The 24,774-nt window shown below is 72.5% G+C and carries 20 protein-coding genes; 11 read left to right on the top strand and 9 right to left on the bottom strand.

Going from position 1 to position 24,774, the window contains the following annotated elements:
* Positions 1-30: 30 nt before the first annotated feature.
* Positions 31-564 carry a sigma-70 family RNA polymerase sigma factor gene (locus JGR68_RS03920; protein WP_199360756.1) on the top strand — a complete coding sequence of 178 codons (534 nt, stop codon included), beginning with the start codon at positions 31-33 and terminating at the stop codon, positions 562-564.
* A gap of 8 nt (positions 565-572) precedes the next feature.
* Positions 573-1,220 carry a hypothetical protein gene (locus JGR68_RS03915; RefSeq protein ID WP_200672723.1) on the top strand — a complete coding sequence of 216 codons (648 nt, stop codon included), beginning with the start codon at positions 573-575 and terminating at the stop codon, positions 1,218-1,220.
* Position 1,221: 1 nt separating this feature from the next.
* Here JGR68_RS03915 and JGR68_RS03910 read toward each other — a convergent pair whose 3' ends face one another.
* Entirely contained in the window at positions 1,222-1,611 is a 390-nt protein-coding gene (locus tag JGR68_RS03910; protein ID WP_199360752.1) for an MAPEG family protein, read from the bottom strand.
* 102 nt (positions 1,612-1,713) lie between these two features.
* Here JGR68_RS03910 and JGR68_RS03905 point away from each other — a divergent pair, with 102 nt between their 5' ends.
* Genes JGR68_RS03905 through JGR68_RS03890 form a run of 4 tightly spaced genes read left to right on the top strand, consistent with a single transcriptional unit; the run spans position 1,714 to position 6,119 of the window.
* Entirely contained in the window at positions 1,714-1,941 is a 228-nt protein-coding gene (locus JGR68_RS03905) for an RNA-binding S4 domain-containing protein (RefSeq protein WP_199360750.1), read from the top strand.
* Entirely contained in the window at positions 1,938-2,495 is a 558-nt protein-coding gene (locus tag JGR68_RS03900; RefSeq protein WP_199360748.1) for a LemA family protein, read from the top strand. The genes JGR68_RS03905 and JGR68_RS03900 overlap by 4 nt, the downstream gene beginning before the upstream one ends.
* Complete coding sequence (locus JGR68_RS03895) at positions 2,492-4,264, top strand: DUF2207 domain-containing protein (RefSeq protein ID WP_199360746.1); 1,773 nt, start codon at positions 2,492-2,494, stop codon at positions 4,262-4,264. The genes JGR68_RS03900 and JGR68_RS03895 overlap by 4 nt, the downstream gene beginning before the upstream one ends.
* A gap of 19 nt (positions 4,265-4,283) precedes the next feature.
* Positions 4,284-6,119: an ABC transporter ATP-binding protein gene (locus tag JGR68_RS03890; RefSeq protein WP_199360918.1), complete on the top strand. Its 1,836-nt coding sequence runs from the start codon at positions 4,284-4,286 to the stop codon at positions 6,117-6,119.
* A 129-nt stretch (positions 6,120-6,248) separates the two neighbouring features.
* Here the strand turns inward: JGR68_RS03890 and JGR68_RS03885 are convergent, their stop codons facing one another.
* The 7 genes from JGR68_RS03885 to JGR68_RS03855 form a co-directional block, all read right to left on the bottom strand.
* Positions 6,249-7,394, bottom strand: a complete 1,146-nt coding sequence (locus JGR68_RS03885; RefSeq protein WP_199360744.1) for a hypothetical protein — start codon at positions 7,392-7,394, stop codon at positions 6,249-6,251.
* A 104-nt stretch (positions 7,395-7,498) separates the two neighbouring features.
* Positions 7,499-10,774 (bottom strand): error-prone DNA polymerase, encoded by a 3,276-nt coding sequence (locus tag JGR68_RS03880; RefSeq protein WP_234446622.1) that lies wholly within the window; start codon positions 10,772-10,774, stop codon positions 7,499-7,501.
* 130 nt (positions 10,775-10,904) lie between these two features.
* Positions 10,905-12,386, bottom strand: coding sequence for a DNA polymerase Y family protein (locus JGR68_RS03875; RefSeq protein ID WP_199360740.1), 1,482 nt, complete (start codon positions 12,384-12,386; stop codon positions 10,905-10,907).
* Positions 12,387-12,393: 7 nt separating this feature from the next.
* Positions 12,394-13,017, bottom strand: a complete 624-nt coding sequence (gene imuA / locus JGR68_RS03870; protein ID WP_234446583.1) for a translesion DNA synthesis-associated protein ImuA — start codon at positions 13,015-13,017, stop codon at positions 12,394-12,396.
* 20 nt (positions 13,018-13,037) lie between these two features.
* A complete protein-coding gene (gene lexA / locus JGR68_RS03865; RefSeq protein ID WP_199360735.1) occupies positions 13,038-13,712 on the bottom strand; it encodes a transcriptional repressor LexA in 675 nt (224 codons plus the stop codon).
* A gap of 137 nt (positions 13,713-13,849) precedes the next feature.
* Complete coding sequence (locus JGR68_RS03860) at positions 13,850-14,146, bottom strand: type II toxin-antitoxin system RelE/ParE family toxin (protein WP_199360733.1); 297 nt, start codon at positions 14,144-14,146, stop codon at positions 13,850-13,852.
* Positions 14,146-14,340, bottom strand: coding sequence for an addiction module protein (locus JGR68_RS03855; protein WP_200672721.1), 195 nt, complete (start codon positions 14,338-14,340; stop codon positions 14,146-14,148). Before JGR68_RS03855 ends, JGR68_RS03860 begins: the two co-directional genes overlap by 1 nt.
* A gap of 124 nt (positions 14,341-14,464) precedes the next feature.
* Here JGR68_RS03855 and JGR68_RS03850 point away from each other — a divergent pair, with 124 nt between their 5' ends.
* The 4 genes from JGR68_RS03850 to JGR68_RS03835 are packed head-to-tail and all read left to right on the top strand — an operon-like array spanning position 14,465 to position 21,216.
* Entirely contained in the window at positions 14,465-15,919 is a 1,455-nt protein-coding gene (locus tag JGR68_RS03850; protein WP_234446582.1) for a Wadjet anti-phage system protein JetA family protein, read from the top strand.
* Positions 15,916-16,587 (top strand): DUF4194 domain-containing protein, encoded by a 672-nt coding sequence (locus tag JGR68_RS03845; RefSeq protein ID WP_199360728.1) that lies wholly within the window; start codon positions 15,916-15,918, stop codon positions 16,585-16,587. The genes JGR68_RS03850 and JGR68_RS03845 overlap by 4 nt, the downstream gene beginning before the upstream one ends.
* Positions 16,574-20,002, top strand: a complete 3,429-nt coding sequence (locus tag JGR68_RS03840) for an SbcC/MukB-like Walker B domain-containing protein (protein ID WP_199360726.1) — start codon at positions 16,574-16,576, stop codon at positions 20,000-20,002. The genes JGR68_RS03845 and JGR68_RS03840 overlap by 14 nt, the downstream gene beginning before the upstream one ends.
* Positions 19,999-21,216 (top strand): Wadjet anti-phage system protein JetD domain-containing protein, encoded by a 1,218-nt coding sequence (locus tag JGR68_RS03835; protein ID WP_199360724.1) that lies wholly within the window; start codon positions 19,999-20,001, stop codon positions 21,214-21,216. Before JGR68_RS03840 ends, JGR68_RS03835 begins: the two co-directional genes overlap by 4 nt.
* A gap of 244 nt (positions 21,217-21,460) precedes the next feature.
* Here JGR68_RS03835 and JGR68_RS03830 read toward each other — a convergent pair whose 3' ends face one another.
* Positions 21,461-22,060, bottom strand: coding sequence for a YdeI/OmpD-associated family protein (locus tag JGR68_RS03830; RefSeq protein WP_199360722.1), 600 nt, complete (start codon positions 22,058-22,060; stop codon positions 21,461-21,463).
* A gap of 161 nt (positions 22,061-22,221) precedes the next feature.
* Here JGR68_RS03830 and JGR68_RS03825 point away from each other — a divergent pair, with 161 nt between their 5' ends.
* Positions 22,222-24,747, top strand: a complete 2,526-nt coding sequence (locus tag JGR68_RS03825; protein ID WP_199360720.1) for an excinuclease ABC subunit UvrA — start codon at positions 22,222-22,224, stop codon at positions 24,745-24,747.
* Positions 24,748-24,774: the final 27 nt, after the last annotated feature.

Genomic DNA, 24,774 nt, shown 5'->3' with positions numbered 1-24,774 from the left:
GTCACGCACACTCAGGGATCGGCCACCGGGATGGACGCCATCGCCAGCCACCGCCAGCGCGAGGATGCCGAAGGGTTCGCCGCGCTGCTGCAGCGCCACCGCGGCATCGTCTACAAGGTCGCCGGCACCTACGCCCGCGGCATCGACGATCGCGAGGACCTCGCCCAGGACATCGCCACCGAGCTGTGGCACGCCTGGCCGCGCTACGACCCCCAACGCAGCTTCTCCACCTGGATGTACCGGGTGGCGCTGAACGTCGGCATCTCGCACCTGCGCGGCGACGGGCGCCGCCGCCAGCACCTCGTGCCGTTCGATGCGGCGCTGCACGACGCAGCCGAAGCCACCGGCGACGACCACGAGCGCGACCAGCACCTGCGCCTGCTGCACGGCTTCATCGCCACCCTCGACCCGCTCAACCGCGCCTTGCTCCTGCTCTACCTCGAGGACCGGGGCGCGCGCGAGATCGGCGAAGTGCTGGGCATGTCCGAAAGCAGCGTCACCACCCGCGTCAGCCGCCTGCGGCAACGCATCCGCGACCACGTCGCGCCTCCAACGACCGCGTGAGGACTCCCATGGAACTCGACGAACTCCGCTCCGCCTGGCAGGTCCTCGGCCGCCAGCTCGAACGCCACGATGCGCTGCAGCTGCGCCTGTACCGCAGCGACCGCGCGGACGCGGCCCGCCGCGCCCTGCGTCCGCTGGTCTGGGGCCAGGCGCTGCAGGTCGCGTTCGGCCTGGGCCTGCTGCTGCTGGGGCTGGCGTGCTGGACGCGCAACGTCGACGTCCCGGCGCTGCTGGCGACCGGCCTGATCCTGCACGCCTTCGGCCTGCTCAACATCGTGCTGGCCGCCGCCACCATCGGACTGGCGGCCACCGTCGACTATGGCGCGCCGGTGCTCGACATCCAGCGGCGCCTGGCGCGCCTGCTGCGCCTCCACGGCATCAATGCCAGGGCCTGCGGCCTGCCGTGGTGGATCATGTGGGTGCTGGTGGTGCTCGCCGTGGCCGGGCTGCAGGGCCTCCCCGCCGGGGCCGGCACGCCGGGCTGGATCACGCTGTCGCTCGGCGTCGGCATCCTGGGCCTGCTCGCGACCGGCCTGTACGCCTGGCTGCGCCGGCCCGCCGCGGTCGAACCCGATGCGCCGCGCTGCGACGGTGGCGACGGCATCCGCCGCAGCCAGCGCATCCTCGCCGATCTCGCGGAATTCGAACGCGACTGACTCAGAACAGCCCGCTCAGCACGAGCACGATGCCGGCCAGCGACACGGCCCAGACCAGGCTGCGCACATACGGGATGCCGGCGGCATAGAGCGGGATATAGGCCAGGCGCGCCCAGAAGTAGAGCTGGGCGCCGAGCGCGGTGTTGCCGTCGGTGCGGCCGGCCACCACCACCGCCAGCACCGCGGCGGCGAACATCGGGAAGGTCTCGAGGAAATTCGACCAGCTGCGGTTGACCCGGCCTGCCACGGGCCCCAGAGGCTTCGCCTCGCCATCGCGGGCGCTCGCATTCCACGCCAGGCCGCGCTCGGAGGTCTTAATGCCGGCGTCGAGCATCAGGTGGACCAGGCCCAGCACGATCGCCCACGCCAGCATCTGCAGTTCGGTTCCCATCGCGTCGCTCCTTCGCCCCGGCGGGGCGTGCGTGTCGAGGGTAACCCCGCCGGGCGTGCGGCTTGCGTTACGCTCGCCGTCCGGATCCAGGCGGCGAGCCCCATGCAGCACATCGATTTCGAACTCGAGGGCGACTACGTCGAGCTCAACCAGCTCCTCAAGCTCTGCGGCCTCTGCGACAGCGGCGGTGCCGGCAAGGCGTTGGTCGCGTCCGGCGCGGTGCGCGTGGACGGCGCCGTGGAGTCGCGCAAGACCGCGAAGATCCGTGCGGGCCAGATGGTGGCGCTGGGCGACGTCGAGGTGCGCGTCCAGGCAGGGCCCAGCCCGTGACCGCGCTGCTGGTCGCGGCCGTGCTGGTGGCCGCGCTGGCGGCCTGGGCGATCGCGGCCTACAACCGCCTGGTACGCCTGCGCAACCAGGTGGCGACGGCATGGTCCGACATCGACGTGCAGCTGCAGCGCCGGCATGACCTGGTGCCGCAGCTGGTGGCCGCGGTGCGGGGCTACGCCAGCCACGAGGGCGCGGTGCTGGAAGCGGTCACCGCGCTGCGCGCACGTGCGCTCGGGCTGCGTGACCCGGCCGAGCTGGGCCAGGTCGAGGCCGAGCTGGAGCAGGCGCTCGGCCGCCTGGTGCTGCTGCGCGAGGCCTATCCCGAGCTCAGGGCCAGCGACAACTTCGCCGCCCTGCAGCGCGACCTCGTCGAGGTGGAAGCGCAGCTGCAGTACGCGCGGCGCTTCTACAACGGCGCGGTGCGCGATCTCAACGACGGCGTGCAGCGCATTCCCGACGTGCTGGTCGCGCGCACCTTCGGCTTCGGCGAGGCGGCCTTCTTCCAGGCCGGCGCGGACAGCCGCGAGGCGCCGCCGGTGGACCTGTCGCGATGAGCCTGCCGCGCGCGCCGTCGCGCGGCAGGCGCACGGCCTGGCTGCTGGCCGTGGTGCTGGCGCTGTCGGCGGTCCAGGCCGTCGCCGCCGAGCGCATCCTCGCCTACGACAGCGTGGTCGAGGTCCGCGCCGACGGCTCGATGGACGTCACCGAACGCATCCGCGTCCGTGCCGAAGGCGAGGCCATCCGCCGCGGCATCTACCGCGACTTCCCCACGCGCTACAAGGACCGCCACGGCAACAACGTGGTGGTCGGCTTCGACGTCGTCGGCGTGGAGCGCGACGGACGCGCCGAACCGTGGTTCACCGAACGCGCGTCCAATGGCGTGCGCGTCAACACCGGCAACGACACCCTGTTGCCGGTGCCGCTCGACACCACCTACACCCTGCGCTACCGCACCACGCGGCAGCTCGGCTTCTTCGACGCGCGCGACGAGCTGTACTGGAACGCGATCGGCCACGGCTGGGACTTCCCCGTCGAAACCGCCAGCGTCGAAGTGCGCCTGCCCTCGGCGGTGCCGGCGGCTTCGATGGAGCTGGACGGCTGGTCGGGCGCGCAGGGCGCGCGCGAACAGGGCTTCGCCGCCGGCGTGACCGGGCCGGGCGTGGCGCGCTGGACGCTCGGGCAGCCGCTCGGGCCGCGCGAAGGCCTGACCATCGTGCTGGCGTTCCCCAAGGGCGTCGTCGCCGCGCCCTCGCGCGCCGACCGGCTCGGCTGGCTGCTGCGCGACAACCTGTCGCTGCTGGCGGCGCTGGCGGGCCTCGCCGCGCTGCTGGCCTTCTGCCTGAAGCGGTGGCACCGGGTCGGACGCGATCCGCGGCCGGGCGTGGTCATCGCCCGTTATGACCCCCCGCGCGACGAGTCCCCGGCCGCCCTGCGCTACATGGTGCGCCGCCATTACGACAACACCTGCCTGTCGGCCGACCTGCTGGCCTGCGCGGTCCAGGGCGCGGTGGCCATCGAACAGGACGACCGCCTGCCGGGCGACCGCTGGACGCTGCAGCGCCGCGACCTGCCGGCGGAGGCGATCGCCAACGGCGACGAACGCCGGCTGCTGGAGGCCCTGCTGCCGCCGTCGCGGCCGCGGCTGGATCTGGAGAAGGGCAACGCCAGCCACCTGCAGGCCGCGATCGCCGCGCACGGCAAGGGCCTGGAGCAGCGCTTCCAGCCGGCGATGTTCCGCCACAACGGCGGCAGCATCGCGATCGCGTTCCTGATCCTTGGCGCGATGGTGCTGGCCAGCATGGTGCTGGCCGCCACCAACAACGGCGGCGGCATGCCCTGGCTGCTGCTGCCGCTGGCCCTTGGGCTGGCGGTGGCCATCGCCTTCGCCGTGCTGGTGGGCGCGCCGACGCCCGAGGGACGCCGGCTGCTGGACGAGATCGAGGGCTTCAAGCGCTACCTGTCGGTGGCCGAGCAGGACGACCTCGCACGCCTCCAGGGCCCGGGCACGGGCGCACCACCACCGCTGGACGCCCCCCGCTTCGAGGCGCTGCTGCCCTACGCGGTGGCGCTGGGCGTGGAGAAGGCCTGGACCGCGAAGTTCACCGCCGCCGTGGGTGCCGCCGCGGCCGCCGCCGCGGTATCCGGCATCGCCTGGTACCACGGCAGCGGCAGCGCCGACATCGGCCGCTTCACCAGCAGCATCGGCAGCGCGCTGGGCGCGCAGATCGCTGCGTCGTCGAGCCCGCCGGGCAGCAGTTCCGGCGGTGGGGGCGGCGGCTTCTCCGGCGGCGGCGGCGGTGGTGGAGGTGGCGGTGGGCGCTGAGCATCCGCGCCGGCGCGGCATCTTCGGCTGGTTCGAATCGCGCCTGGACCCCTTCCCCGAGGCGCCGCCGCGGCAGCCGCCGCGCGGCCTGGTCGCGTTCTGCCTGCACTACACCCGCGGCGCCGGCGGCTGGCTGGCGCTGATGGCGCTGACCGGCGCGCTGATCGCGGTCGCCGAGCTCGGCCTCTACGTCTACCTCGGCGCCCTGGTCGACCGCCTGGGGCAGCACACCCCGACGAGCTTCCTGGAAGCCGAGGGCACGCGCCTGGCGTGGATGGCGCTGCTGGTGGCAGTGGGCCTGCCGCTGGTGGTCTGGCTGGACAACCTGGTCCAGCTGCAGGTGCTGCTGGGCAACTTCCCCATGCGCATCCGCTGGAACGTGCACCGTTACCTGCTGCGGCAGTCGATGGGCTACTTCCAGGACGAGTTCGCCGGGCGCATCGCCACCAAGCTGATGCAGACCTCGCTGGCGGTGCGCGAGACGGTGGTGAAGCTGCTCGACGTCGGCGTCTACGTCAGCGTCTACGTGGTCGGCGCGATGGTCGCGATGGCGGCCACCGACTGGCGGCTGATGCTGCCCTTCCTCGGCTGGCTCACCGGCTACGCCCTGCTGATGCTGTACTTCGTGCCGCGCATGGAGCGCGTCTCGCGCGAACAGGCCGACGCGCGCTCGGACATGACCGGGCGCATCGTCGACAGCTACACCAACATCGCCACGGTCAAGCTGTTCTCGCACTCGCGGCGCGAGCAGGCCTATGCGCGCGAGGCGATGGACGGCTTCCTCGGCACCGTCTACCGGCAGATGCGTCTCGGGTCCGGGGTCAGCGCCGGCAACTACGCGCTCAACATGGCGCTGGTGTTCGCGGTGACCGGCACCGGCCTGTGGCTGTGGCTCGACGACGCGGTCAGCGCCGGCGCGGTGGCCGTGGGCATCGCGCTCGCGCTGCGCCTGGTGGGCATGAGCCAGTGGATCATGTGGGAGCTGTCGGCGCTGTTCGAGAACATCGGCACCGTGCAGGACGGCATCAACTCGATCTCGCTGCCGCCGACGGTCGACGATGCCCCCGGCGCGCCCGAGCTGTGCGACGTCGGCGGCGACATCCGCTTCGAAGGCGTCGGCTTCCACTACGGCAAGGGCTCGGGCGTGATCGAACGCCTGGACCTGCACGTGCGCCCGGGCGAGCGGATCGGCGTGATCGGACGTTCGGGCGCGGGCAAGTCGACCCTGGTCAACCTGCTGCTGCGCTTCCACGACGTCGAGGGTGGCCGGATCCTGGTCGACGGCGCCGACATCGCCCGCGTGCAGCAGGACAGCCTCCGCGCCAACGTCGGCGTGGTGACCCAGGACACGTCGCTGCTGCACCGCTCGGTGCGCGACAACATCCTCTACGGCCGCCCGGACGCGACCGAGGCCGAGATGATCGAAGCCGCGCGCCAGGCCGAGGCGCATGACTTCATCCTCGAGCTCTCCGATTCCGCAGGCCGCCGCGGCTACGACGCCCACGTCGGCGAGCGCGGGGTGAAACTGTCGGGCGGCCAGCGCCAGCGCGTGGCGATCGCCCGCGTGCTGCTGAAGGACGCACCGATCCTGGTGCTGGACGAGGCGACGTCGGCGCTGGACTCCGAGGTCGAGGCCGCGATCCAGGGCAACCTGTACCGGCTGATGGAAGGCAAGACGGTGATCGCGATCGCGCACCGGCTGTCGACCATCGCGGCCATGGACCGCCTGGTGGTGATGGACCGCGGCGCGATCGTCGAACAGGGGACGCACGAGGAGCTGGTGGCGGGCGGCGGCATCTACGCGCAGCTCTGGCAGCGCCAGTCCGGCGGCTTCCTGGCGGAGGCGGACGAGTAGGCACAGATCGATTCCGGCGCCGCTCCGCTGCCTCTTGTAGGAGCAGCTACAGCTGCGATTGCCAGCCGCCAGGCACCCGGATCGCAGCTGTAGCTGCTCCTACAGAAAGCAGACTGTCGCAGGTCTGGCCTAGGGGGAGCCGCTGGTGCCGGATGCGCTGGTGGCGTCGGCCAGGGATCCGGTCTCCCCGCTGCCCCGCTCGTCCACCGACACTTCGGGGGCGGGTTCGCGGCGCTGGAAGAAGGCGCTGCGGACGACGTCGAATTCGCTCATCGGACTGTCGTCCGGGCAGGTCGCGTCGGGGAAGCCGAACTCCTCGCGCAGGGTCAGCCCGCACTCGTTGAGTTCCTCGAGCTCGCGCTCGGGCATCTTGCACTGGCGGTCGAAGTTGCGCTGGAAGGCGTCGCGGCGGCGCACGAAGTCCTCGCCGCACTTGCGCATCAGCTGCAGCCGGTCGAGGTCGTCCTGCGCCGGATTGGTGCCGTCCAGGCCGTATTCCAGCAGCTCCTCGGCGGTGAGCAGGCGCAGGTTGCGGTTGGGCACGGCCATCATCATGTCGGCCACGGCCACGGCCACGCCGTTGCGCGCCAGGTATTCCTTGACCCGGCCGTAGACCGCCTGCAGCTCCTCGTTGAGCTGTCCGCGCGAGGTCGCGGTGGAACTCATGCGGATGATGCGGTGGATGCCGACCGGGCCGGAGATCATGCGCACGTCGCCGGCGCCCAGGATCAGCACGCAGGCGCTGTGGCAGCTGGCGCCCTCGCGCACCCAGATGGTCCAGCCCGAGGCGCCGATGGCGTCGCCGGCCTTGACCGCGTCCTCCACCTGTCCGCCGGTGGAATCGATGTCGAGCACGCGCTTGCCGATGGCCATGCGGTCGGCGACCGCGGCCACGCGTTCGACCAGGGCATGGAAGCCGGCGTTGATCTTGCCCTGGTAACGCAGGCGCAGCAGGCCGACCTCCTGGCAGGGCGCGAGCGCGTCGTTGACGCTCGCGAACGACAGGTCGGCGAGCGGTTCGCCGTCGCCGGCGGTGGCGTAGTCGAGTTCGCAGCTGACCGCGGCGCTGCCGTCGGCCAGCGTGGCCTCGGGCCAGTCGGTCCCGGTCCGCACGTCATAGGGCTTCGGGGCGGTCTCGACCGGCGCGGAGATGAACTCGCCGGCGCCGTTGGCCTCGCTGATCGTCTCCACCTCGGGCTGCGGCGGCGGCTGCGGCTGCGCGCTGCAGCCGGCCATCAGGGCACAGAGGGCAAGGACGCGGAGGATGGACGACATGGGCGGGCGCGGTGGGGACATGTCGGCCCAGTCTATGGCCTGCCCGGGGCGCGGGTCTCAACGCGGGATGAACCCCGCGGACAGCCGGGGCCTGCGCGACCCGTTCAGCGGAAGTCGCGCGATTCGGCGGGCAGCCCGCCGAGCAGGCCGGACAGGTCCTCGAGCCCGCCGGCGATCAGGTGCTCCACGCCGTCCACGCGTTCCCAGCGCCCGCGCACGCCGAGCAGCGTGGCGCCCAGCAGCGCCTTGCGCCAGCGCTCGGCCACGCGCGGCCAGACCACCACGTTCACCATGCCGGCCTCGTCCTCCAGGGTGACGAAGATGGTGCCGCTGGCGGTCTGCGGCTTCTGCCGCTGGGTGACGATGCCGGCGGTGGCGACGTGGCTGCCGTGGCGCCGGCCGTGCAGGTCGGCCGAACCCAGCAGCCGGCGCGCGCGCAGCTGGTCGCGCAGCAGGGCGAGCGGATGCGCGCGCAGGCTGAGGCCGAGGGTGCGGTAGTCGGACAGCACGTCCTCGCCGGTGGTGGGCGCCGGCAGCGCCACGTCGATTTCCTCCGGGCTGCCGGGCAGCAGCGGACGCTGGCGTTCGATGCCCGCGACCTGCCAGCGCGCGTCGTGCCGGTGCCCGGCGATGGACTGCAATGCACCGGCCTCGGCCAGCAGGCTGCGCGCGCGCTCGTCGAGGCCGGCGCGGCGGCAGAGGTCGGCGACGTCGCGGAACGGACGCTCCGCGCGCGCGGCGACGATGGCGCGTGCGGTGGCTTCGGACAGTCCCGAGACCATGCGCAGGCCAAGGCGGATGGCCAGCGGGGGGTGCCGGTGCGCATCCGTGCGCGAGCGTGGGACGGATTCAAGGGTGCAGTCCCATTCGCTGCAGGCGATCTCCACCGGCCGCACATCCACGCCCTGGCGCGCGTCCTTGCCACGGCGCGCGTCCTGCACGATCTGGCTGGGTGAGTAGAAGCCCATCGGCTGCGAGTTCAAGAGCGCGCAGGCGAACGCCGCCGGTGCATGGCGCTTCAGCCAGCAGCTCGCGTACACCAGCTTGGCGAACGAGGCCGCATGGCTCTGCGGGAAGCCGTAGGAGCCGAAACCCTTGATCTGCTCGAAGATCTGGTCGATGAACGCCGACGCATAGCCCTTGTCTTCCATCAGCTCGCGGATGCGCAGGCGGTGCGGTTCCATGTCGCCGCCATGGCGCCAGGCGGCCATCGAACGACGCAGGTGGTCGGCCTCCTCGGGCGTGTAGCCGGCGTGGATCACCAGCTCCATCACCTGCTCCTGGAACAGCGGCACGCCCAGCGTGGGGCCGAGGATTTCCTCGATGCCCGGCGAGGGATACGTCACCCGCTCCTGGCCCATGCGCCGGCGCAGGTAGGGATGCACCATGTCGCCCTGGATCGGGCCCGGGCGCACGATCGCCACTTCCACCACCAGGTCGTAGAAGGTCCGGGGCTTCAGCCGCGGCAGCATCGCCATCTGCGCGCGCGACTCGATCTGGAACACGCCCACGGTGTCGGCGCGCTGGATCATCGCGTAGGTCGGCGGGTCCTCGTTCGGGATGGTGGCCAGCTCCAGGTCGCGGCCGTGGTGCTTGCGCACCAGGTCCAGCGCCTTGCGGATGCAGGTCAGCATGCCGAGCGCCAGGCAATCGACCTTGAGCAGGCCCAGCGCCTCCAGGTCGTCCTTCTCCCACTGGATGATGGTGCGCTCGGCCATGGCGGCGTTCTCCACCGGCACCAGGTTCCACAGCGGCGCGTCCGAGATCACGAAACCACCGACGTGCTGCGAGAGATGCCGCGGCTTGCCGCGCAGCAGCGTGGTGACGCCGAGGATGCGCGCGATGAGCGGGTTGTCGATGTCGAAGCCGACATCGGCCAGGCGCCGGTCCATCGGCGTCTCGCCATTGCCCCAGCCGAAGCACCCGGCCAGCAGCGTGACCTGGTCGGGCGGCAGGCCGAAGGCCTTGGCCACGTCGCGCACCGCGCTCTTGCCGCGGTAGCGGATCACGGTCGCGGCCAGCGCCGCGCGTTCGCGGCCGTACTTGCGGTAGACGTACTGCATCACCTCCTCGCGCCGTTCGTGCTCGAAGTCGACGTCGATGTCGGGCGGCTCGTTGCGCGCCTTCGACAGGAAACGCGCCATCAGCAGCCGGCTCTCGGCGGGATCGACCGAGGTGATGCCCAGCGCGAAGCACACCGCCGAGTTGGCCGCCGAACCACGGCCCTGGCAGAGGATCCCCTGCCCGCGCGCGAAGCGGACGATGTCCTCGACGGTGAGGAAGAAGGCTTCGTACTGGAGCTCGGCGATCAGCGCGAGTTCGCCTTCGATCTGCGCGGCGACCTTCGGCGTGGGGCCATTGGGCCAGCGCCGGCGCATGCCGGCCTCGGTCAGCTTGCGCAGGTGGCTGGCCGGCGTCTCGCCTGCCGGCACCAGCTCGGCCGGATAGGTGTAGCTGACCTCGGACATCGAGAACCGGCAGCGGCGCGCGAGCGCGGCGGCGTTGTCCAGCAGCGCGCGCGGATGGATGTTGCCCAGCGTGTAGCGGTGCCGCAGGTGGCGCTCGCCGTTGCGGAACAGGTGGGCGCCGGCATCGGCCAGCGGCAGCCCGTGGCGGATCGCGACCATCGTGTCCTGCAGCACGCGCTGGCGGCGCGTGGCCATGTGCACGTCGCCGGCGGCCAGCGGCGTGAGGCCGAGCTGGTCGGCCAGCGCGAGCAGGCGCGCCAGGCGCGCGGCATCGTCGTCCTCGCGGTGCAATTCGACGGCGAGGTGGGCGCGGTCGGCGAAGACGCGCTTCAGCCACGCACCCTCCCCCGCATCCGCCCCCCGGCCAGGCAGCCACAGCGCAAACAACCCGCCCCCCGCTTCTGTAGGAGCGGCTACAGCCGCGATTGCCTGATGCGACGGCACAGCCATGTCCACATCGCGGCTATAGCCGCTCCCACAGTCGATTTCCCGGCCATTCCCGTGCGAAAGAAACAGGGCTTCGATATCGGCGCGCGACAGGCGGTACTCGCCCTTGGTCGCCGCGCGGCGCGCGGTGGTGATCAGCCGGCACAGTCGCGCATAGCCCGCGGCGTCCTCGACCAGCAGCACCAGGCGCAGGCCGTCGTCGAGCCGGAACTCCGCGCCCACCACCAGCTTCACCCCGGTGATCTTCGCCGCCTCGTGCGCGCGCACGATGCCGGCCAGCGAGCATTCGTCGGTGATCGCCAGCGCCTCGTAGCCGCACTGTGCGGCGCGGGTGAACAGCTCTTCCGCGCTGGCCGCGCCGCGCAGGAAGCTGAAGTCGGACAGGCAGTGCAGTTCGGCATAGGCCGGCAGCTCCGCGGCGGGCCCACCGCCGGGATCGTTGGCGGCCTCGAAGCGCAACTGCATCTGCAGCTGGCGCTGCATGCGCACGATGCGCGGCGGACGCGCGCCTGGCGTGTCCGGCGCCACGCCCGGAGGCAGGTCGTCGTGGTCGTCGTCGCGGCTCATGGCGGGCCGCCGCCTGCCTCGGGGCCGCTCATGCGAACCACCCGTGCAGCATCCAGCCGCCGAGCTCGCCCGGCGGCGCGAACGCCCAGGCCCGCTGGCCGCGCGAGGTCTCCAGCACGTAGTAGTCGCGGCGCGCGTCCTCGCCGTCCCACCAGCCGCTCTCCAGCCGCTCCGGGCCGGACACGATGCGCAGTTGGGCATCGCGCAGCGGCACCGGGCGTGGCAGCAGCCAGGCCGGCCGCGGCGGGCGCGCTGGCGCGGGCGTGGCGCAGGCCGCGTCGCCGCCCTCGCCCGCGTCGGCGCGCCGCCAGGCGCGTTCGGGACGTGGATCACCGGCAGGTGCCACGCGATGCACGGCCTCGTCGCCGAGGCGCGCGCGCAGGCGCTCGCGCAGCTGCGGCCAGGGCACCGCCTGCGCCGGACGGGTATCGAACAGGTCGCGCTCGGCCGGGACGAAGGGCGGCAGCTCGCGCGCCAGCAGGCGCAGGCCGATCACCGGCGCCGGCAGCGCCACCTGCTCCAGGCGGTTGCGGGTGAGTTCGAACAGCAGCCCCGCGTCGCGCTCGGCGGCGAGCAGCCCGACCGGCACCTCGGTGAAGCGCACGGCGTCGTGCTGCACCTGGTCGGCCTCGTGCGAAGGCAGGGCGTGCCGCGCCTCGTGCTCCAGGCGCAGGCTGAAGCGCTGCACCCCGCCGTCGCGCGCGGAGAGATACGTGGCGAGGTCGGTGACCAGCCGGCGCAGCGGGAACAGCAGCGCCTGGTGGCTTTCGACCTCGAAGCCGAGCTCGATGCGGCCGTCGAAGTGGTCCGCCGGCGCATAGAGCGCGAGCGGATCGTCGGCATCGCCGTGCAGGCGGTCGAGGTGCTGCAGCAGCTCGATGCCGAAGCGCCGGCGCAGCCCGTCGCGCGGCAGCGCGCGCAGGTCGCCCAGCGTGCGCAGGCCCATGCGCTGCAGGCGCTCGCCGGCGTTGCCGGGCAGCGCGGCGCGGCGCACCGGCACCCGCGCCAGCGCCTCGCGCATGGCGCTTCCGCTGGTGACCGCGAAGCCGTCGCGCAGGCCGGCGAAGACCCGCGCCGCGCGCGGCGTCGGCGCCAGCGCGATGCGGTGGCTGAAGCCGAGGCCATCGAGCTCCTCGCGCAGGCGCGCCTCGAAGCGCGGCCAAGGCCCGAACAGGCGGAAGCTGGCGCGTACCTCCAGCACGATCGCGCCCGGCCACTGCGCGCTCACCTGCGAGCTGTGGCGATAGGCCCAGGCGGCGAGGAAGCGCTGCCAGCGCGCGTCGGCCGCGGGATCGTGGTCGACCATCGACACGTCCGCCAGCAGCGCGTGCGCGGCGGACAGGCGCATGCCGGCCTTCAGCCCGGCCTCGGCGGCGGCGGCGTTGACCGCGTGCAGGTGGCGCAGCTGCGCGGGGCCGGAGACCAGGGCCAGCGGCCGCGACGGATCCGGCACCCGGCGGAGGACGGCGTCCAGCGCCAGCCGCGGCAGCGCGATGCAGGCCCAGAGCACGGCGGCCTCAGGACAGCTGGACGGCGCGGGTGGGCGGGTTGGCGCCGCGGCATTTGCGCACGTGCCAGCCGCCCTCGCCCGCCGCCGAATACTCCATCCGCAGCGCCGCCGGCGAGGGATTGGCCGCGTGCTTGGCATCGCGGAAGGCGAAGCCCAGGCAGTCGCCGCTGTCGGCGGCCACCTGCAGCCGCCGCAGCGCCTGCGCATCGGCCTGCAGCGGCCAGCCCAGCACCGCCGCGCAGGCGGCGCTGCGCAGGCACTGCTCGAAGGCCCACAGCGCGCCGCGCGCGTCGGCCTCGATGATCTCGAGCTGCCGCAGGTCCACCCCTGCCGCCTGCCACGCCGGCGCATATGGCAGGTAGGGCGGCGCCACCAGCGCCACGACGCCGCCGGCCCGGGTCAGCCGCGCCAGCGTCGGCAGCAGCAGCGACAGCTCGCCCACGCCGTCGGCCGGCAGCAGCAGCTCGGTCAGCGCCGCGCGCGGCCAGCCGCCCTGCGGCAGCAGCGCATCGAGCGCGGCGTGCCCCGTCGGCTCGCCGTCGTCGGCCACCACCGGCGCCCGCGCCGCGCGCCACACCGTGCGCGCCGACAGCATCGCGTCGAGGTCGGGGGGCGCCGCGGGAGCGGGCATCGCAGGGGCCGGCATCGCGTTCATTCCGCGCGCACCAGTCCGCAGTAGATGCCTTCGATGGCGAAGTCGCTGCCCGCCGGCACCTCGATCGGCGCGTAGTCCGGATTGCGCGGCAAGAGCCGCAGCCGCGCGCGCGTGCGTTCCAGCCGCTTGATGGTGATCTCGCCGTCGATGCGCGCCACCACCACCTGGCCGTTGCGCGCGTCGCTGGCGCGCTGCACCGCCACCAGGTCGCCGTCGAAGATGCCGTCGTCGCGCATCGAATCGCCCTTCACCCGCAGCAGGTAGTCGGGGCGGCTTGAAAACAGCGCGCGGTCGAGCAGCACGTGGCGCTCGATGCCGGCATCGGCGCTGATCGGCGAACCCGCGGCCACGCGGCCGAGCACGGGCAGTTCCAGGCGGTCGTCGCGGACCTTCAGCCGGGTGCCGGGGACCTGGCGCCCGCGCCCTGCCCGGCCCGACGCGCCGCCCTGCGCCAGGCCGCCCACCACGCGGATCCCGCGCGCCTCGTTGGGTCGAACCTCCAGGTAACCCGCCTGCTGCAGCCGGCGCACGTGCTTGTGCGCCGCGCAGGCCTGGCGGAAGCCGAAGGCGTCGGCGATCTGCTGCAGCGTGGGCGGCGCGCCCTCGGCCCCGGCATGGGCCTGGATGAAATCGAGCACGTCGCGCTGTCGGGGGGTGAGGTCGTCGGTCATGGGTAAAAATCTATTTACCTTGCCGGGAAAGGGCAAGCCCGGCCGTCGGACGGATTCCGGCACCGGGCGGTCTCAGGGAGTGAGAGGGGTTTCAGATCAACAGCTTGGCGGGCGATCGATCTGAAGGGGTCGCAGACCTAGTCCTTTATCCGGCGAACCAGCCTGGCCGGGCTGCGCCGATGGTGAAAGACCGCCAACACGACCAACTCGTCAGCTCGCGCCCGATACACCAGGGAAAACGGAAACCGGCGAAGCAGGAGCCGGCGGCAATCCGACGCAACCTGACTGGCAGCGTCCGGATTCCTGCTCGCCAAGGCGACTGCGGCCTCCACTGCTCGGGCGAACTCCAGCCCCAGACCCGTTGCTTTGGATTCGTACCAGGCCCGTGCTTCAAGAAGCTCGTCGCGCGCTTCAGGCCTGAAGACGATGCGCATCAGCGCTGGAACAGCTCCGAACGCACTTCGTCCCAGGCTACCGCCGAAGACGGATCGCGCTCGTGTTCATCCAAGCGTGTCCGGATTTCCTGCAGTTGGACAGGCGTCAACGTGACAGCATCGGGATTTTCCGCCGGGATACTGTCCCAGATGTCCTCCGCGAGCTGGATCCGCTCGGACACGGAAAGCTTCATGAAATCTGGCCTGGGCTGACCCATGAAAGCAGTATAGACCGCCTGTCTCGCCTGTCGCGACGCGCCCGGCGATACTGCCGGTCCAAGGAGCTGTTCCGGGCGCAGGCCCGGCCGGGGAAAGCTGTTGACCACATCGCCACCCACCCTGTTCACGGTGGTCCCGCCGGGGCTGTTCGGCCCGCTGGCCTCGGCCAACCGCGAACACTACTGGCTGCTGCTGTGCCGCCTGCACGATGAATTCTTCGGCGGCCCGGATGCCCCGGTGCCGCCCAGCCACGGCTATCCCCGGCGCGAGGTCACCGCCGCGATCGAGCGCTACCTGCTGGGCGACGATCCCTGGGAGGACGAGGACGGCCAGGCGCCCGGCACCCCGCTCACCGTCCGCGCCAACACCCTCTACGAGCGCTTCCGCCAGGCCGGCTGGCTGCGCCAGGAGAAGTTCGGCGCGCGCGAGATGGTCATGATGACGCCGGCGGTGTCGCAGCTGCTGTCGCTGCTGGTCGAGTTCAGCGAGCGCGGCCCGACCTTCGTCTCCGCCCGCATCCGCTCGATCGAACTGCAGCTGCAGCAGGTGGTCGAAGGCCGCGCCGGCGGCGACACCCTGGACGAGGCCGCCGACCAGGCGCGCCGGCTGCTGGCCTCGCTGGCCTCGATGAGCCTGCAGGTGCGCGACCTGATGCCCGAGCTGAGCCGCTCGGAGACCACGGCGCAGTTCGCGCGCCAGTGGTTCGAGCGCTACGTCGGCCAGTTCTTCATCGGCGACTACGCCGACCTGCACAAGGCCGACCACCCGCTGGCCCGGCGCAGCGCGATCCTGGCGATGGCGCGCCAGCTCGAGGCCGACCCGCTGCGCGGCCGCCTGCTCGCCTGGTATGCCGAGCACCTCGCCGGCGGCGACCCGGAGCGCGCCGAAGCGCGGCTGCAGCGCGGCCTGCGCCGCCTGCGCGAACTCGAGCGCATCGACGAGTACCTGGCCCGGCTCGACGAGGACATGCGCCAGGCCAACCGCCGCGCGATGGCCTTCCTCGATTACCGCCTGCGCGCGCCCGACCGCCTGGACGAGCTGCTGCGCCGCGCCATCCGCGGCGCCCAGCGGGCGCCGGACGGCGCGCTGCGCATGCCGGTCGCGCCGGGCGCGCTGATGGACGAAGCGCAGCTGCGCCCGCCCCGGCGCAAGCCGAAGCCGATCCCGCGCAGCGCCAACGCCATGCAGCGGCCCACGCCGGAACAACTGGCCCGGCTGGCGCTGCTGCGGCGGATCAAGCGCGCGCGCCTGGTCACCGCCGAGGACATGGCGCGCTACGTCGGGCGCCACCTCACGGCCGAGGGCCACATCGACTCCGAGATGCTGCAGATCCGTTCGATCGAGGACCTGCGCGCCTACCAGACGCTGCTGACCCTGGCCCAGCGCAGCCGCCGCAGCGGCGGCCTGCGCCGCGACGACCCGCTCGGACGCCTGCTGCGCGGCTTCCGCGTCGAGCTGGCCGACGCCGGCGACGGCCCCGGCGACAACGGCTACCTGCGCGCACCGCGCTTCACCCTCCACCGCCTCGCGCCGCCGCACCGGGACACCGCATGAAACGCAGCTGGACCACGCTCAGCCAACTCACCAACGGCACCTGCGTCGAACAGGACTTCGAGCGTGCCGCCTGGCGCCTGGTGACCGAGCAGGTGCTGTACGCCGCCGACCACCGTTCGCGCGTGGCCTACCACCTGGTCGAGGAGTTCCTCGACGACTTCGCCGCCGCGCTCGCGCCGCTGGGCATCCGCCTGGAGCGCAACCCCGCCCACCGCTACATCATCGCCCTGCCCCGCCACGGCGAAGGCGCGCCGGTGCGCCTGGACGAGACCCTGTTCCTGCTGGTGCTGCGCCAGCGCTACGACGAGGCCATCCGCCAGGGGCGGGTGGAGGAGCACGGCGAGGTGGTGGTGGAACTGCCCGACCTGCAGGAAGCCTGGCCGGCGCTGACCGGCCGGCCGATGCCCGACATCGGCAGCCTGCGCATGCTGGCCGCCACCCTCCGCCGCTGGGGCTGCTGCCGCCTGGTCGAGGGCGAGGGCGACGCGCTGCAGCCCTTCCAGCTGATGGTGCGCCCGGCCATCGTCGACATCGTCGGCGAGCAGTGGCTGCAGCGCCTGGACCAGCACAGCCTCGACGACGAGGACGACGGCGACGGCGACGGCGACACCGGCAACGCCGATGGCAGCGCCGTCGCGGCCGCGGAGGGCGACGATGCAGCTGCTTGAGCGCATGCACCTGCTGCAGTTCTTCCTGTTCGAAGCGCAGACCCTGCACTTCGACCGCACCAGCGCCATCATCGCGCCCAACGGCGCCGGCAAGAGCGCGCTGCTGGACGCGCTGCAGATCGTCCTGCTCGGCGGCGACCGCCGCTACATCCACTTCAACGCCCAGGCCGGCGGCAAGGCGCGCTCGCGCAGCATCCGCGACTACTGCCTGGGCGTGTACCGCAGCGGCGACGAGGGCCGCAAGCGGCGCACCGCCACCACCTACATCAGCCTGGTGTTCCGCGACCAGGACAGCGGCCTGCCGCTGACCGCGGGCATCGCCCTGGGGGCGTCGGCCGACGAGCCCGAGCACCGCCAGCACGGGCTGTACCTGCTGCCGGGGGTGGCGCTGGACCTGGAGGACCACGTCGAGCGGATCGATGGCCGCGAACTGCCGCTGGAATGGAGCCGTTTCCGCGCCCTGGCCGGGCAGCGCTGCCGCGAGGCCGGCACCAGCCCCGAGTTCCATGCCAGCGGCGAACGCTTCGTCCGCGACCTGCTGACCCGGCTGCGCGCCTCGCCCGGCGCGCACCCGGACTTCAACGCCTTCCGCAAGGCCTTCCAGAACGCGCTCAACCTGCAGCGGGTGGAGGACGTGGACCTGTTCGTGCGCACCCTGGTGGCCGAGGACCGGCCCACCGACGTCGCCCGCTTCCGCGCCCTGCTCGACAGCTTCCGCCAGATCAAGGAGCGGATCGAACAGCTGCAGCACCGCATCGATTCGGCGGACAGGGTCGACGGCCAGTACGCCCGGATCTCCGCCCAGGCCGTGCGCGCGGCGTCGTACCGCGCGCTGGCCGCGGAGTACCAGCGCGACCTGCTCGGCGAACAGGTGGAGACCGCGCAGGATGCGTGCGACGGCGCCGCCGAAGCCCTGGCGTCGCTGGGCCGGGACCTGGCCGCGGCGCGTGCCGGGCGCGGCCAGCTGCGCGACGAACATGCCCATGCCCTGGCGCTGCTGCAGGGCCGCGAAGGCTATGGCGAGCAGGCCCAGCTGGACGAGCTCGCCGGGCGCGACCGCGACCGCCTGCAACAGCTGAAGACCGCCCTGCTGCGCGAGATCGCCGCGGTGCGCGAGCGCTACCGCGACACCGGCCGGCTTGGCCTGCCCGGCGTCGACGCCACCGCGCTGGCCAACGCGGGCGCGCCATGGGAGGCGTGGCACGAGGCCTTGGTCGCACTGCCGGGCGATGCCGCCCTGCCGTGGACGCCCGCGCAGCTGCATGCGCAAGCGAAGGCCGCCCTGGCCGCGGCGGCACCGCTGGTGGACGCGGTCGACGGCCATGCGCGCGGCCGCCACGCCGCGTTCGAGCAGGCGCGCGACCGCCTCGAATCCGCCCGCCACAACCTGAAGCGCCTCGCCGCGGGCCAGGCCGAACTCCACCCGGACGCGGTGCGGCTGATGAACTACCTGCGCGACGAAGGCATCGTCGCGCAGCCGGTCTGCGACCTGGTGCGGGTGGTCGACGCCGCCTGGCAGCCGGCCATCGAGGCCTATCTGCGCAGCAACGTCGAGGCGCTGCTGGTCCCCGCGCAGGACGAGGAGCGCGCGGTGAAGCTGTACCGCTCGCTGCGCGACGGGCGCGCGGTATACGGCGTCAAGCTCGCCCTCGCCAGCCAGGCGCGCGGCGCACGCGGCGCCACCCCGGACGCCGGCAGCGTGGCCGCGCTGCTGGTCGGCGACAACGCCGATGCGCTGGCCTTCCTGCGCCGTCAGCTGGGCGAGCTGCGCTGCGTGGAGACCGAAGCCGAACTGGTCCACAGCCGCCAGGCGCTGGCGCGCGACGGCCTGCTGGCCAAGGGCGGCAGCATCGAACGCCTGCGCCTGCCGGCAGCGGCGGATCTCCGGATCGGCGCTTCCAGCAGCCGCGAACGGGCGCGCGCACTGCGCGAAGACGTCGAGGCCGCCGAGGCCGACCTCCGCCGCATCGAACCCGAGCTCAGGCGCGCCGAAGCCTGCCAGCGCGGCATGGCCCGCCTGGCCGAACCGGAGGAGCTGGCGCAGGCCCTGCATGCGCGCGTCCTGGAACATGAGCAGGTGGAAAGCCACTACCGCAGCGGCCAGGACAGCCGCGAGGCCGCACGCGACCCCGACCTGCTGCGCATGAGCGAGCGCGTGGCCGCGCTGAAGCAGGCGCTGGACGCCGGCGAATCCCGCGTCGAGGGCCTGATCAGCGCCGAGGCGCTGGCGCAGAGCGCGCTGGCGCAGCAGCAGGCCCTGCTCGCTGCCCTGCAGGCCCAGGCGGAAATCGCCGCCCGGCGCGCGGTCGAGGCCTTCCGCGACGGTGATGTCGACGCCAACCTGGTCGAACGCCACCGCGAGGAGCTCGAGCAGAAGCAAATGGGCCTGGAGGACTGCGCCGCCCTGTGCGACAAGCGCGCCCGCGACAACGCCGACCAGTTGCAGAAGCTCCTGCCCGAAGCCTGGAGCGCGCTGCAGCAGTACGCCAGCACGCACGGCGTGGACATCGGGTTCGAAGCCAGCCAGTGGCGCGAGGCCCGCCGCCTGCTGCAGGGCGAACTCACCCGCCTGCGCGACACCGAGCTGGTCAACTATCAGGCCGAGGCCCGCCAGGCTTACGACACCGCGGTCGAGACCTTCCGCAGCAACGTCGCCAACACCCTGCACGACAACTTCGTGCGCCTGAAGACCCAGATCGACGCGCTCAACCGCACCCTGCGCAACAGCCCGGCGTTCTCCAACAACGAGCGCTACCGCTTCCACTACGAGGTGCTGCCCGACTACCGCGACCTGCACCGCTTCATCGGCCGCATCGCCGACCTCGGCGGCGAGGACAACCTGTTCGGCAGCGCCGGCGAGGTGCCCGCGGCCTTCGCCGAGCTGGTGGACGAAAGCGCCAGTGCGCGCGCGATCGACTCGCCGCTGGACGACTACCGCCGTTTCTTCCAGTTCGGGGTGCAGATCCGCCAGGACGAACACGTGATCGGCACCCTCAGCGAGCGCATGCGCTCGGGCTCCGGCGGCGAGCACCGCGCGCCGCTGTACGTGATCGCCGGCGCCGCGCTGGCCGCGGCCTACGGCAAGAGCGAAGCGCATCCCGGCGGCCTGGGCCTGATCCTGCTCGACGAGTTCGGCGACAAGATCGACGCCCAGAACGCGCGCGCCACCACCAACTATCTGCGCTCGCTCGGCCTGCAGCTGGTGCTGGCCGCGCCCGACACCGCCCAAGGCACGCTCAGCGGCGTGCTCGACAGCTACATCGAACTGTTCCGCGACGAGGACCTGCTGCAGGCCGAACGCATCGAGGTCCGGCCGGAGGCGCGCGAACTGCTGCTGAGCGACCAGTTCGACCTGCATCCGGAGCTGCTGGCCGAAGAGACGGCCCGCATCGCAGGCCAGCAGGCGCCGACGTGAGTCCGGCGCGCGGCACGCTGGAACGGCTGCTGCGCAAGGGCGAGCGCGCGCGCCTGCGCGGCGACGACGGGCCCGCGAGCCTGCCGATGACCACCGCCGCCAGCGCCGGCGACTACCTCGCGCTGCAGACACTGGCCGAGCGCGAGGCCTTCCATGCCGGCATCGCCATGGCCGAGCGCGCCGGGGCGCTCGACGTCGAACGCGACCGGCATCGCAGCGACGGCGAGCGCCTGCTGCGGATCACCGTCGCCGACCTCGACGCGCTTGCCGTGCACCTGGGCGTGGAGCTGCTGGACGCCCGCGCCGCCCGCGCCGAAACCCTCCTGCACCCGTGGCAGGCGCGCTTCCCGGTCCTCGACGCCGTGCTGCAGGCCTGGCGCAGCGACCGCACGGTCCGCGGCCAGGGCCCGGAGGCCGCCGCCGACGTGGCCGATGCCGCCCGCGCCGTCGCCACCCTGCAGGAGGCCCCCGGCGGCGAGCGCATCCTGCGCCGCGAGAGCGTGCGCCTGTTCGGCGACAGCAAGCGGCTGGAGCGGCTGACGCCGTGGCTGGAACTGCTGGCCACCGGCGAGCCCGCCGCCTCGGGGCTGGCGCGCGAGGAGGTCTGGTCGGCCATCGGCCTGCGGCGCGAACCGCAGCCGCTGCTGCTGGCCGGCAGCGGCCGCGTGGACCTGGGCGGCACCGGAGTGCCGCTGGTGCGTCCCTACCTCGGCGTGCCCATGGACGCCCTGCGCAGCCTGGCCACCGAAGCCCGCTACCTGCTGACGATCGAGAACCTCGCCAGCTTCCACGACGCCGCCCGCGACCCCGCCGCCGCGCAGGGCCTGCTGCTCTACACCGGCGGCATGCCCTCGCCCGCCTGGCGCCGCGCCTGCGCGCGGATCATCGCGGGCCTGCCGGCCACGGCCACGCTGTACCACTGGGGCGACATCGACGAAGGCGGCTTCCGCATCGCCGCGGTGCTGGCCGAGGTCGCCCGCGGCGCCGGACGCACCTTGCAGCCGTGGCGGATGTCGATGGCCTCGCTGCGCCAGGCCATGGACGAGGGCATGAATCGCCAGCCCACGCCCGCCACCCTGGCCGCCATGCAGCACTGGGCGCGGCGCGCCGGCTGGGACGAGGTGGCCGAGGACCTGGCGCGCCAGCCGATGCAGCTGGAGCAGGAGCGGCTGGAGATCGTGCTGCCGGTGGCTGGCGGCGCTGCCCTGAATTGATCCGAACGCCGCCATTCGCCCCCTTGTTACTTTCCGGTACATGCCTCCGGATGACAGCCATGGCCAAGCACACGAGCATCAGCATGGACGAAACAGCGGAAAGCAGGCTGGAAGTGCTTCGCCAGGCACTACGCGAAGGTGAACGCAGCGGGCGGGCCGACTACAGCTACGATTCCCTGGTTTCCGAACTGGACGCCGAGCAGCTTTGGGCTGGTCTTGGCCTCACCAAGGCCACCCGGGCTGATCAACAACCCGCGTACTTCCAGTTCTTCGACTTCCCCTCCGCGATCCACTCCACCGCCTGCGCCACGCGCCGGGCGCGCGTGTCCGCGCCCTTGGCCCCGGTGATCCAGTCGGCGTACTCGCGCTGCTTGCCGGGGGTGAACGCATCCCAGTGTCCGCGTGCCGCCGCGTTGCCGCGCATCGCGGCCGCCAGGTCGTCCGGCAGCGACGGCGGCGGCTTGCGCGAGCGCGGGGTCGCGGCGGTGGTGCCCGCCTCGACCAGCGCCATCGCGGCGCGGATGTGGGCGGTGGTCTCGCGCTTCGCGGGGAGATCCTTCAGGGCCGTGATGCGCCCGTACTGGCCCATGCCCGCCTGCGCCGCGGCGTCCTCGCCCACGATCTGCCTGCCGTGCCACAGGTTGAAGGCCGCATGCTGCTTGAAGCCGGCCATCACGCCCAGCAGCTTGTCCCGATACGTGAACGCCGGCGCGCCCCACTTGATGGTTTCCACCGCCTCGGGACAGGCCGCATGCACGCGGCGGCGCAGCTCCTCCAGGATCGGCCGGGCGAAGTCCGCCTGGCGGGCGATGTAGGCGTCGATGCGCGGGTCATGGCTGGTCATGGTGGTCTCCGGGCGACGGGCTGGCTGATGCACGGCATCAGCAGGTGACACTACAGCCGCCGACATGGCGGGATCCACCGCGCACGGGGAAACAGGGGTAGCCCTTTGACGGAGCGTTCCTCCAACTTCATCGATAGTGACGGGCCGTCGGGAGCCCACGCATGGCCCGCCCCACCAGACCCCGCGAATCCGCCCCCACCAGCGCCTTCGTGCAGGTCCGCGGCGCGCGCGAGCACAACCTCCGCGACGTCGACGTCGACATCCCGCGCGACGCGCTGGTCGTGTTCACCGGCATCTCGGGCTCCGGCAAGTCGTCGCTGGCCTTCGGCACCCTTTTCGCCGAGGCCCAGCGGCGCTACCTCGATTCGATCTCGCCCTATGCGCGGCGCCTGATCGACCAGGCCGGCGTTCCCGACGTCGATTCCATCGAGGGCCTGCCGCCTGCCGTCGCCCTGCAGCAGCAGCGGGGATCGCCCAGCACGCGCTCCTCGGTCGGCAGCGTCACCACCATCTCCAATTCGCTGCGCATGCTGTACTCGCGCGCCGGCCTGTATCCGCCGGGCCAGGACATCATCCATGCCGACGGGTTCTCGCCGAACACGCCGGCGGGCGCATGTCCGGAATGCCATGGCCTGGGCCGGGTCTACGACGCGACCGAAGCCTCGATGGTGCCCGACCGCAACCTCAGCATCCGCGAGCGTGCCGTGGCCGCGTGGCCGCTGGCCTGGCACGGGCAGAACCTGCGCGACATCCTGACCACGCTCGGCCACGACGTTGACCTGCCCTGGCACCGGCTGCCGAAGAAGACCCGCGACTGGATCCTGTTCACCGACGAGCAGCCCGTGGTGCCGGTGTACGCGGGCTTCACCCTGGCCGAGACCCAAAGCGCGCTGCGGCGGAAGATGGAGCCCAGCTACATGGGCACATTCACCAGCGCGCGCCGCTACCTGCTGCACACCTTCGCCAACACGCAGAGCCCGCTGATCAAGCGGCGCGTGTCGCTGTACCTGCTGAGCACCGCGTGTCCCACCTGCGACGGCAAGCGCCTGCGCCGCGAGGCGCTGTCGGTCACGTTCGCCGGCCTCGACATCGGCGCCCTGTCGCAGCGGCCGCTGACCGAGGTGGCGAGGCTGCTCGAGCCCGCTGCGAATGGAAAGACCGGCACCACGAAGCAGCATCCCGAGCAGGCGGTGGCGGCGCAGCGCATCGCCGCCGACCTGCTGGCCCGCATCCGCATCGTCGAACAGCTGGGGCTGGGCTACCTGACGCTGGAGCGCACCACGCCGACGCTGTCGCCGGGCGAACTGCAGCGCCTGCGCCTGGCCACCCAGATCCGCTCGCACCTGTTCGGCGTGGTGTACGTGCTGGACGAACCTTCGGCCGGCCTGCATCCCGCCGATACGGAGTCGCTGCTGCGCGCGCTGCACGCGCTGAAGGAGGTCGGCAACACGCTGTTCGTCGTCGAACACGAGATGGACGTGATCCGCCATGCCGACTGGATCGTGGACGTCGGGCCGGGTGCCGGCGAACACGGTGGACGCGTGCTGTACAGCGGGCCGCCGGCCGGGCTCCAGCAGGTCGAGGCGTCGAGCACGCGGCGGTATCTGTTCGACGGCGCACCGCGGCCGGCGCGCGCGCCACGCACGCCCACGGGCTGGCTGCGCATGCGCGAGGTCACCCGCAACAACCTCGACCAGGTCGACGTCGACATCCCGCTGGGCGTGCTGGCCACCGTCACCGGCGTGTCCGGCTCCGGCAAGTCCTCGCTCGTCAGCCAGGCCCTGGTTGAACTGCTTGCCGCCCACCTCGGGCACGCACCGGGCGATACGGAAGAGGAGGTCGATCCGCTGGAACGCCGCGACGCGCAGGACGCCACGGGCCGCGTCGAGGGCCTGGAGCAGGTGCGCCGCCTGGTGCAGGTGGACCAGAAGCCCATCGGCCGCACGCCGCGCTCCAACCTGGCGACCTACACCGGCCTGTTCGACCACGTGCGCAAGCGCTTCGCGGCCACGCAGGCCGCACGCAAGCGCCGCTACGACGCCGGCCGCTTCTCGTTCAACGTCGCCAAGGGGCGCTGCGCGACCTGCGAGGGCGAAGGCTCCGTGTGCGTGGAACTGCTGTTCATGCCGAGCGTGTACGCCCCCTGCCCCGACTGCCACGGCGCCCGCTACAACGCGGCGACGCTGGCAATCACGCTGGAAGGCCGCAACATCGCCGAGGTGCTGGCCATGACCGTGGCCGAGGCCGCGCGGTTCTTCGCCGACGATGCGGCGGTGCTGCGTCCGCTAAAGGTGCTGGAGGAAGTGGGCCTGGGCTACCTGCGCCTGGGCCAGCCCGCCACCGAGCTTTCGGGCGGCGAGGCGCAGCGGATCAAGCTCGCCACCGAGCTGCAGCGCGCCCAGCGCCGCGACACGGTGTACGTGCTCGACGAGCCCACCACCGGGCTGCACCCGGCCGATGTCGACCGGTTGATGCAGCAGCTGCAGTCGCTGGTCGACGCCGGCAACACGGTGCTGATGGTCGAGCACGACATGCGCGTGGCCGCCGACAGTGACTGGATCATCGACATGGGACCCGGGGCCGGGCAGGACGGTGGCCGGGTCGTGGTCGTGGGCCAACCGGCCAAGGTGGCGGGCCACCGACGCAGCAGGACGGCGCGGTTCCTCGCCGCAGAGCTCGCCCAGTAGGGATAAAGCGCGGGGTGCGTGCCGTGC

Origin of the sequence: Luteimonas sp. MC1750 (assembly GCF_016615955.1) — a bacterium.
GTDB lineage: Bacteria > Pseudomonadota > Gammaproteobacteria > Xanthomonadales > Xanthomonadaceae > Luteimonas.
This window is presented reverse-complemented; position numbering and strand designations above follow the sequence as displayed.

Bases quoted from the DNA above. Each gene is read 5' to 3' on its own strand.
- JGR68_RS03920 (WP_199360756.1), top strand. From the start codon at position 31: ATGGACGCCATCGCCAGCCACCGCCAGCGCGAGGATGCCGAAGGGTTC.
- JGR68_RS03915 (WP_200672723.1), top strand. From the start codon at position 573: ATGGAACTCGACGAACTCCGCTCCGCCTGGCAGGTCCTCGGCCGCCAG.
- JGR68_RS03910 (WP_199360752.1), bottom strand. From the start codon at position 1,611: ATGGGAACCGAACTGCAGATGCTGGCGTGGGCGATCGTGCTGGGCCTG.
- JGR68_RS03905 (WP_199360750.1), top strand. From the start codon at position 1,714: ATGCAGCACATCGATTTCGAACTCGAGGGCGACTACGTCGAGCTCAAC.
- JGR68_RS03895 (WP_199360746.1), top strand. From the start codon at position 2,492: ATGAGCCTGCCGCGCGCGCCGTCGCGCGGCAGGCGCACGGCCTGGCTG.
- JGR68_RS03885 (WP_199360744.1), bottom strand. From the start codon at position 7,394: ATGTCGTCCATCCTCCGCGTCCTTGCCCTCTGTGCCCTGATGGCCGGC.
- JGR68_RS03880 (WP_234446622.1), bottom strand. From the start codon at position 10,774: ATGCAGTTGCGCTTCGAGGCCGCCAACGATCCCGGCGGTGGGCCCGCC.
- imuA (WP_234446583.1), bottom strand. From the start codon at position 13,017: ATGCCCGCTCCCGCGGCGCCCCCCGACCTCGACGCGATGCTGTCGGCG.
- lexA (WP_199360735.1), bottom strand. From the start codon at position 13,712: ATGACCGACGACCTCACCCCCCGACAGCGCGACGTGCTCGATTTCATC.
- JGR68_RS03860 (WP_199360733.1), bottom strand. From the start codon at position 14,146: ATGCGCATCGTCTTCAGGCCTGAAGCGCGCGACGAGCTTCTTGAAGCA.
- JGR68_RS03855 (WP_200672721.1), bottom strand. From the start codon at position 14,340: ATGAAGCTTTCCGTGTCCGAGCGGATCCAGCTCGCGGAGGACATCTGG.
- JGR68_RS03845 (WP_199360728.1), top strand. From the start codon at position 15,916: ATGAAACGCAGCTGGACCACGCTCAGCCAACTCACCAACGGCACCTGC.
- JGR68_RS03840 (WP_199360726.1), top strand. From the start codon at position 16,574: ATGCAGCTGCTTGAGCGCATGCACCTGCTGCAGTTCTTCCTGTTCGAA.
- JGR68_RS03830 (WP_199360722.1), bottom strand. From the start codon at position 22,060: ATGACCAGCCATGACCCGCGCATCGACGCCTACATCGCCCGCCAGGCG.
- JGR68_RS03825 (WP_199360720.1), top strand. From the start codon at position 22,222: ATGGCCCGCCCCACCAGACCCCGCGAATCCGCCCCCACCAGCGCCTTC.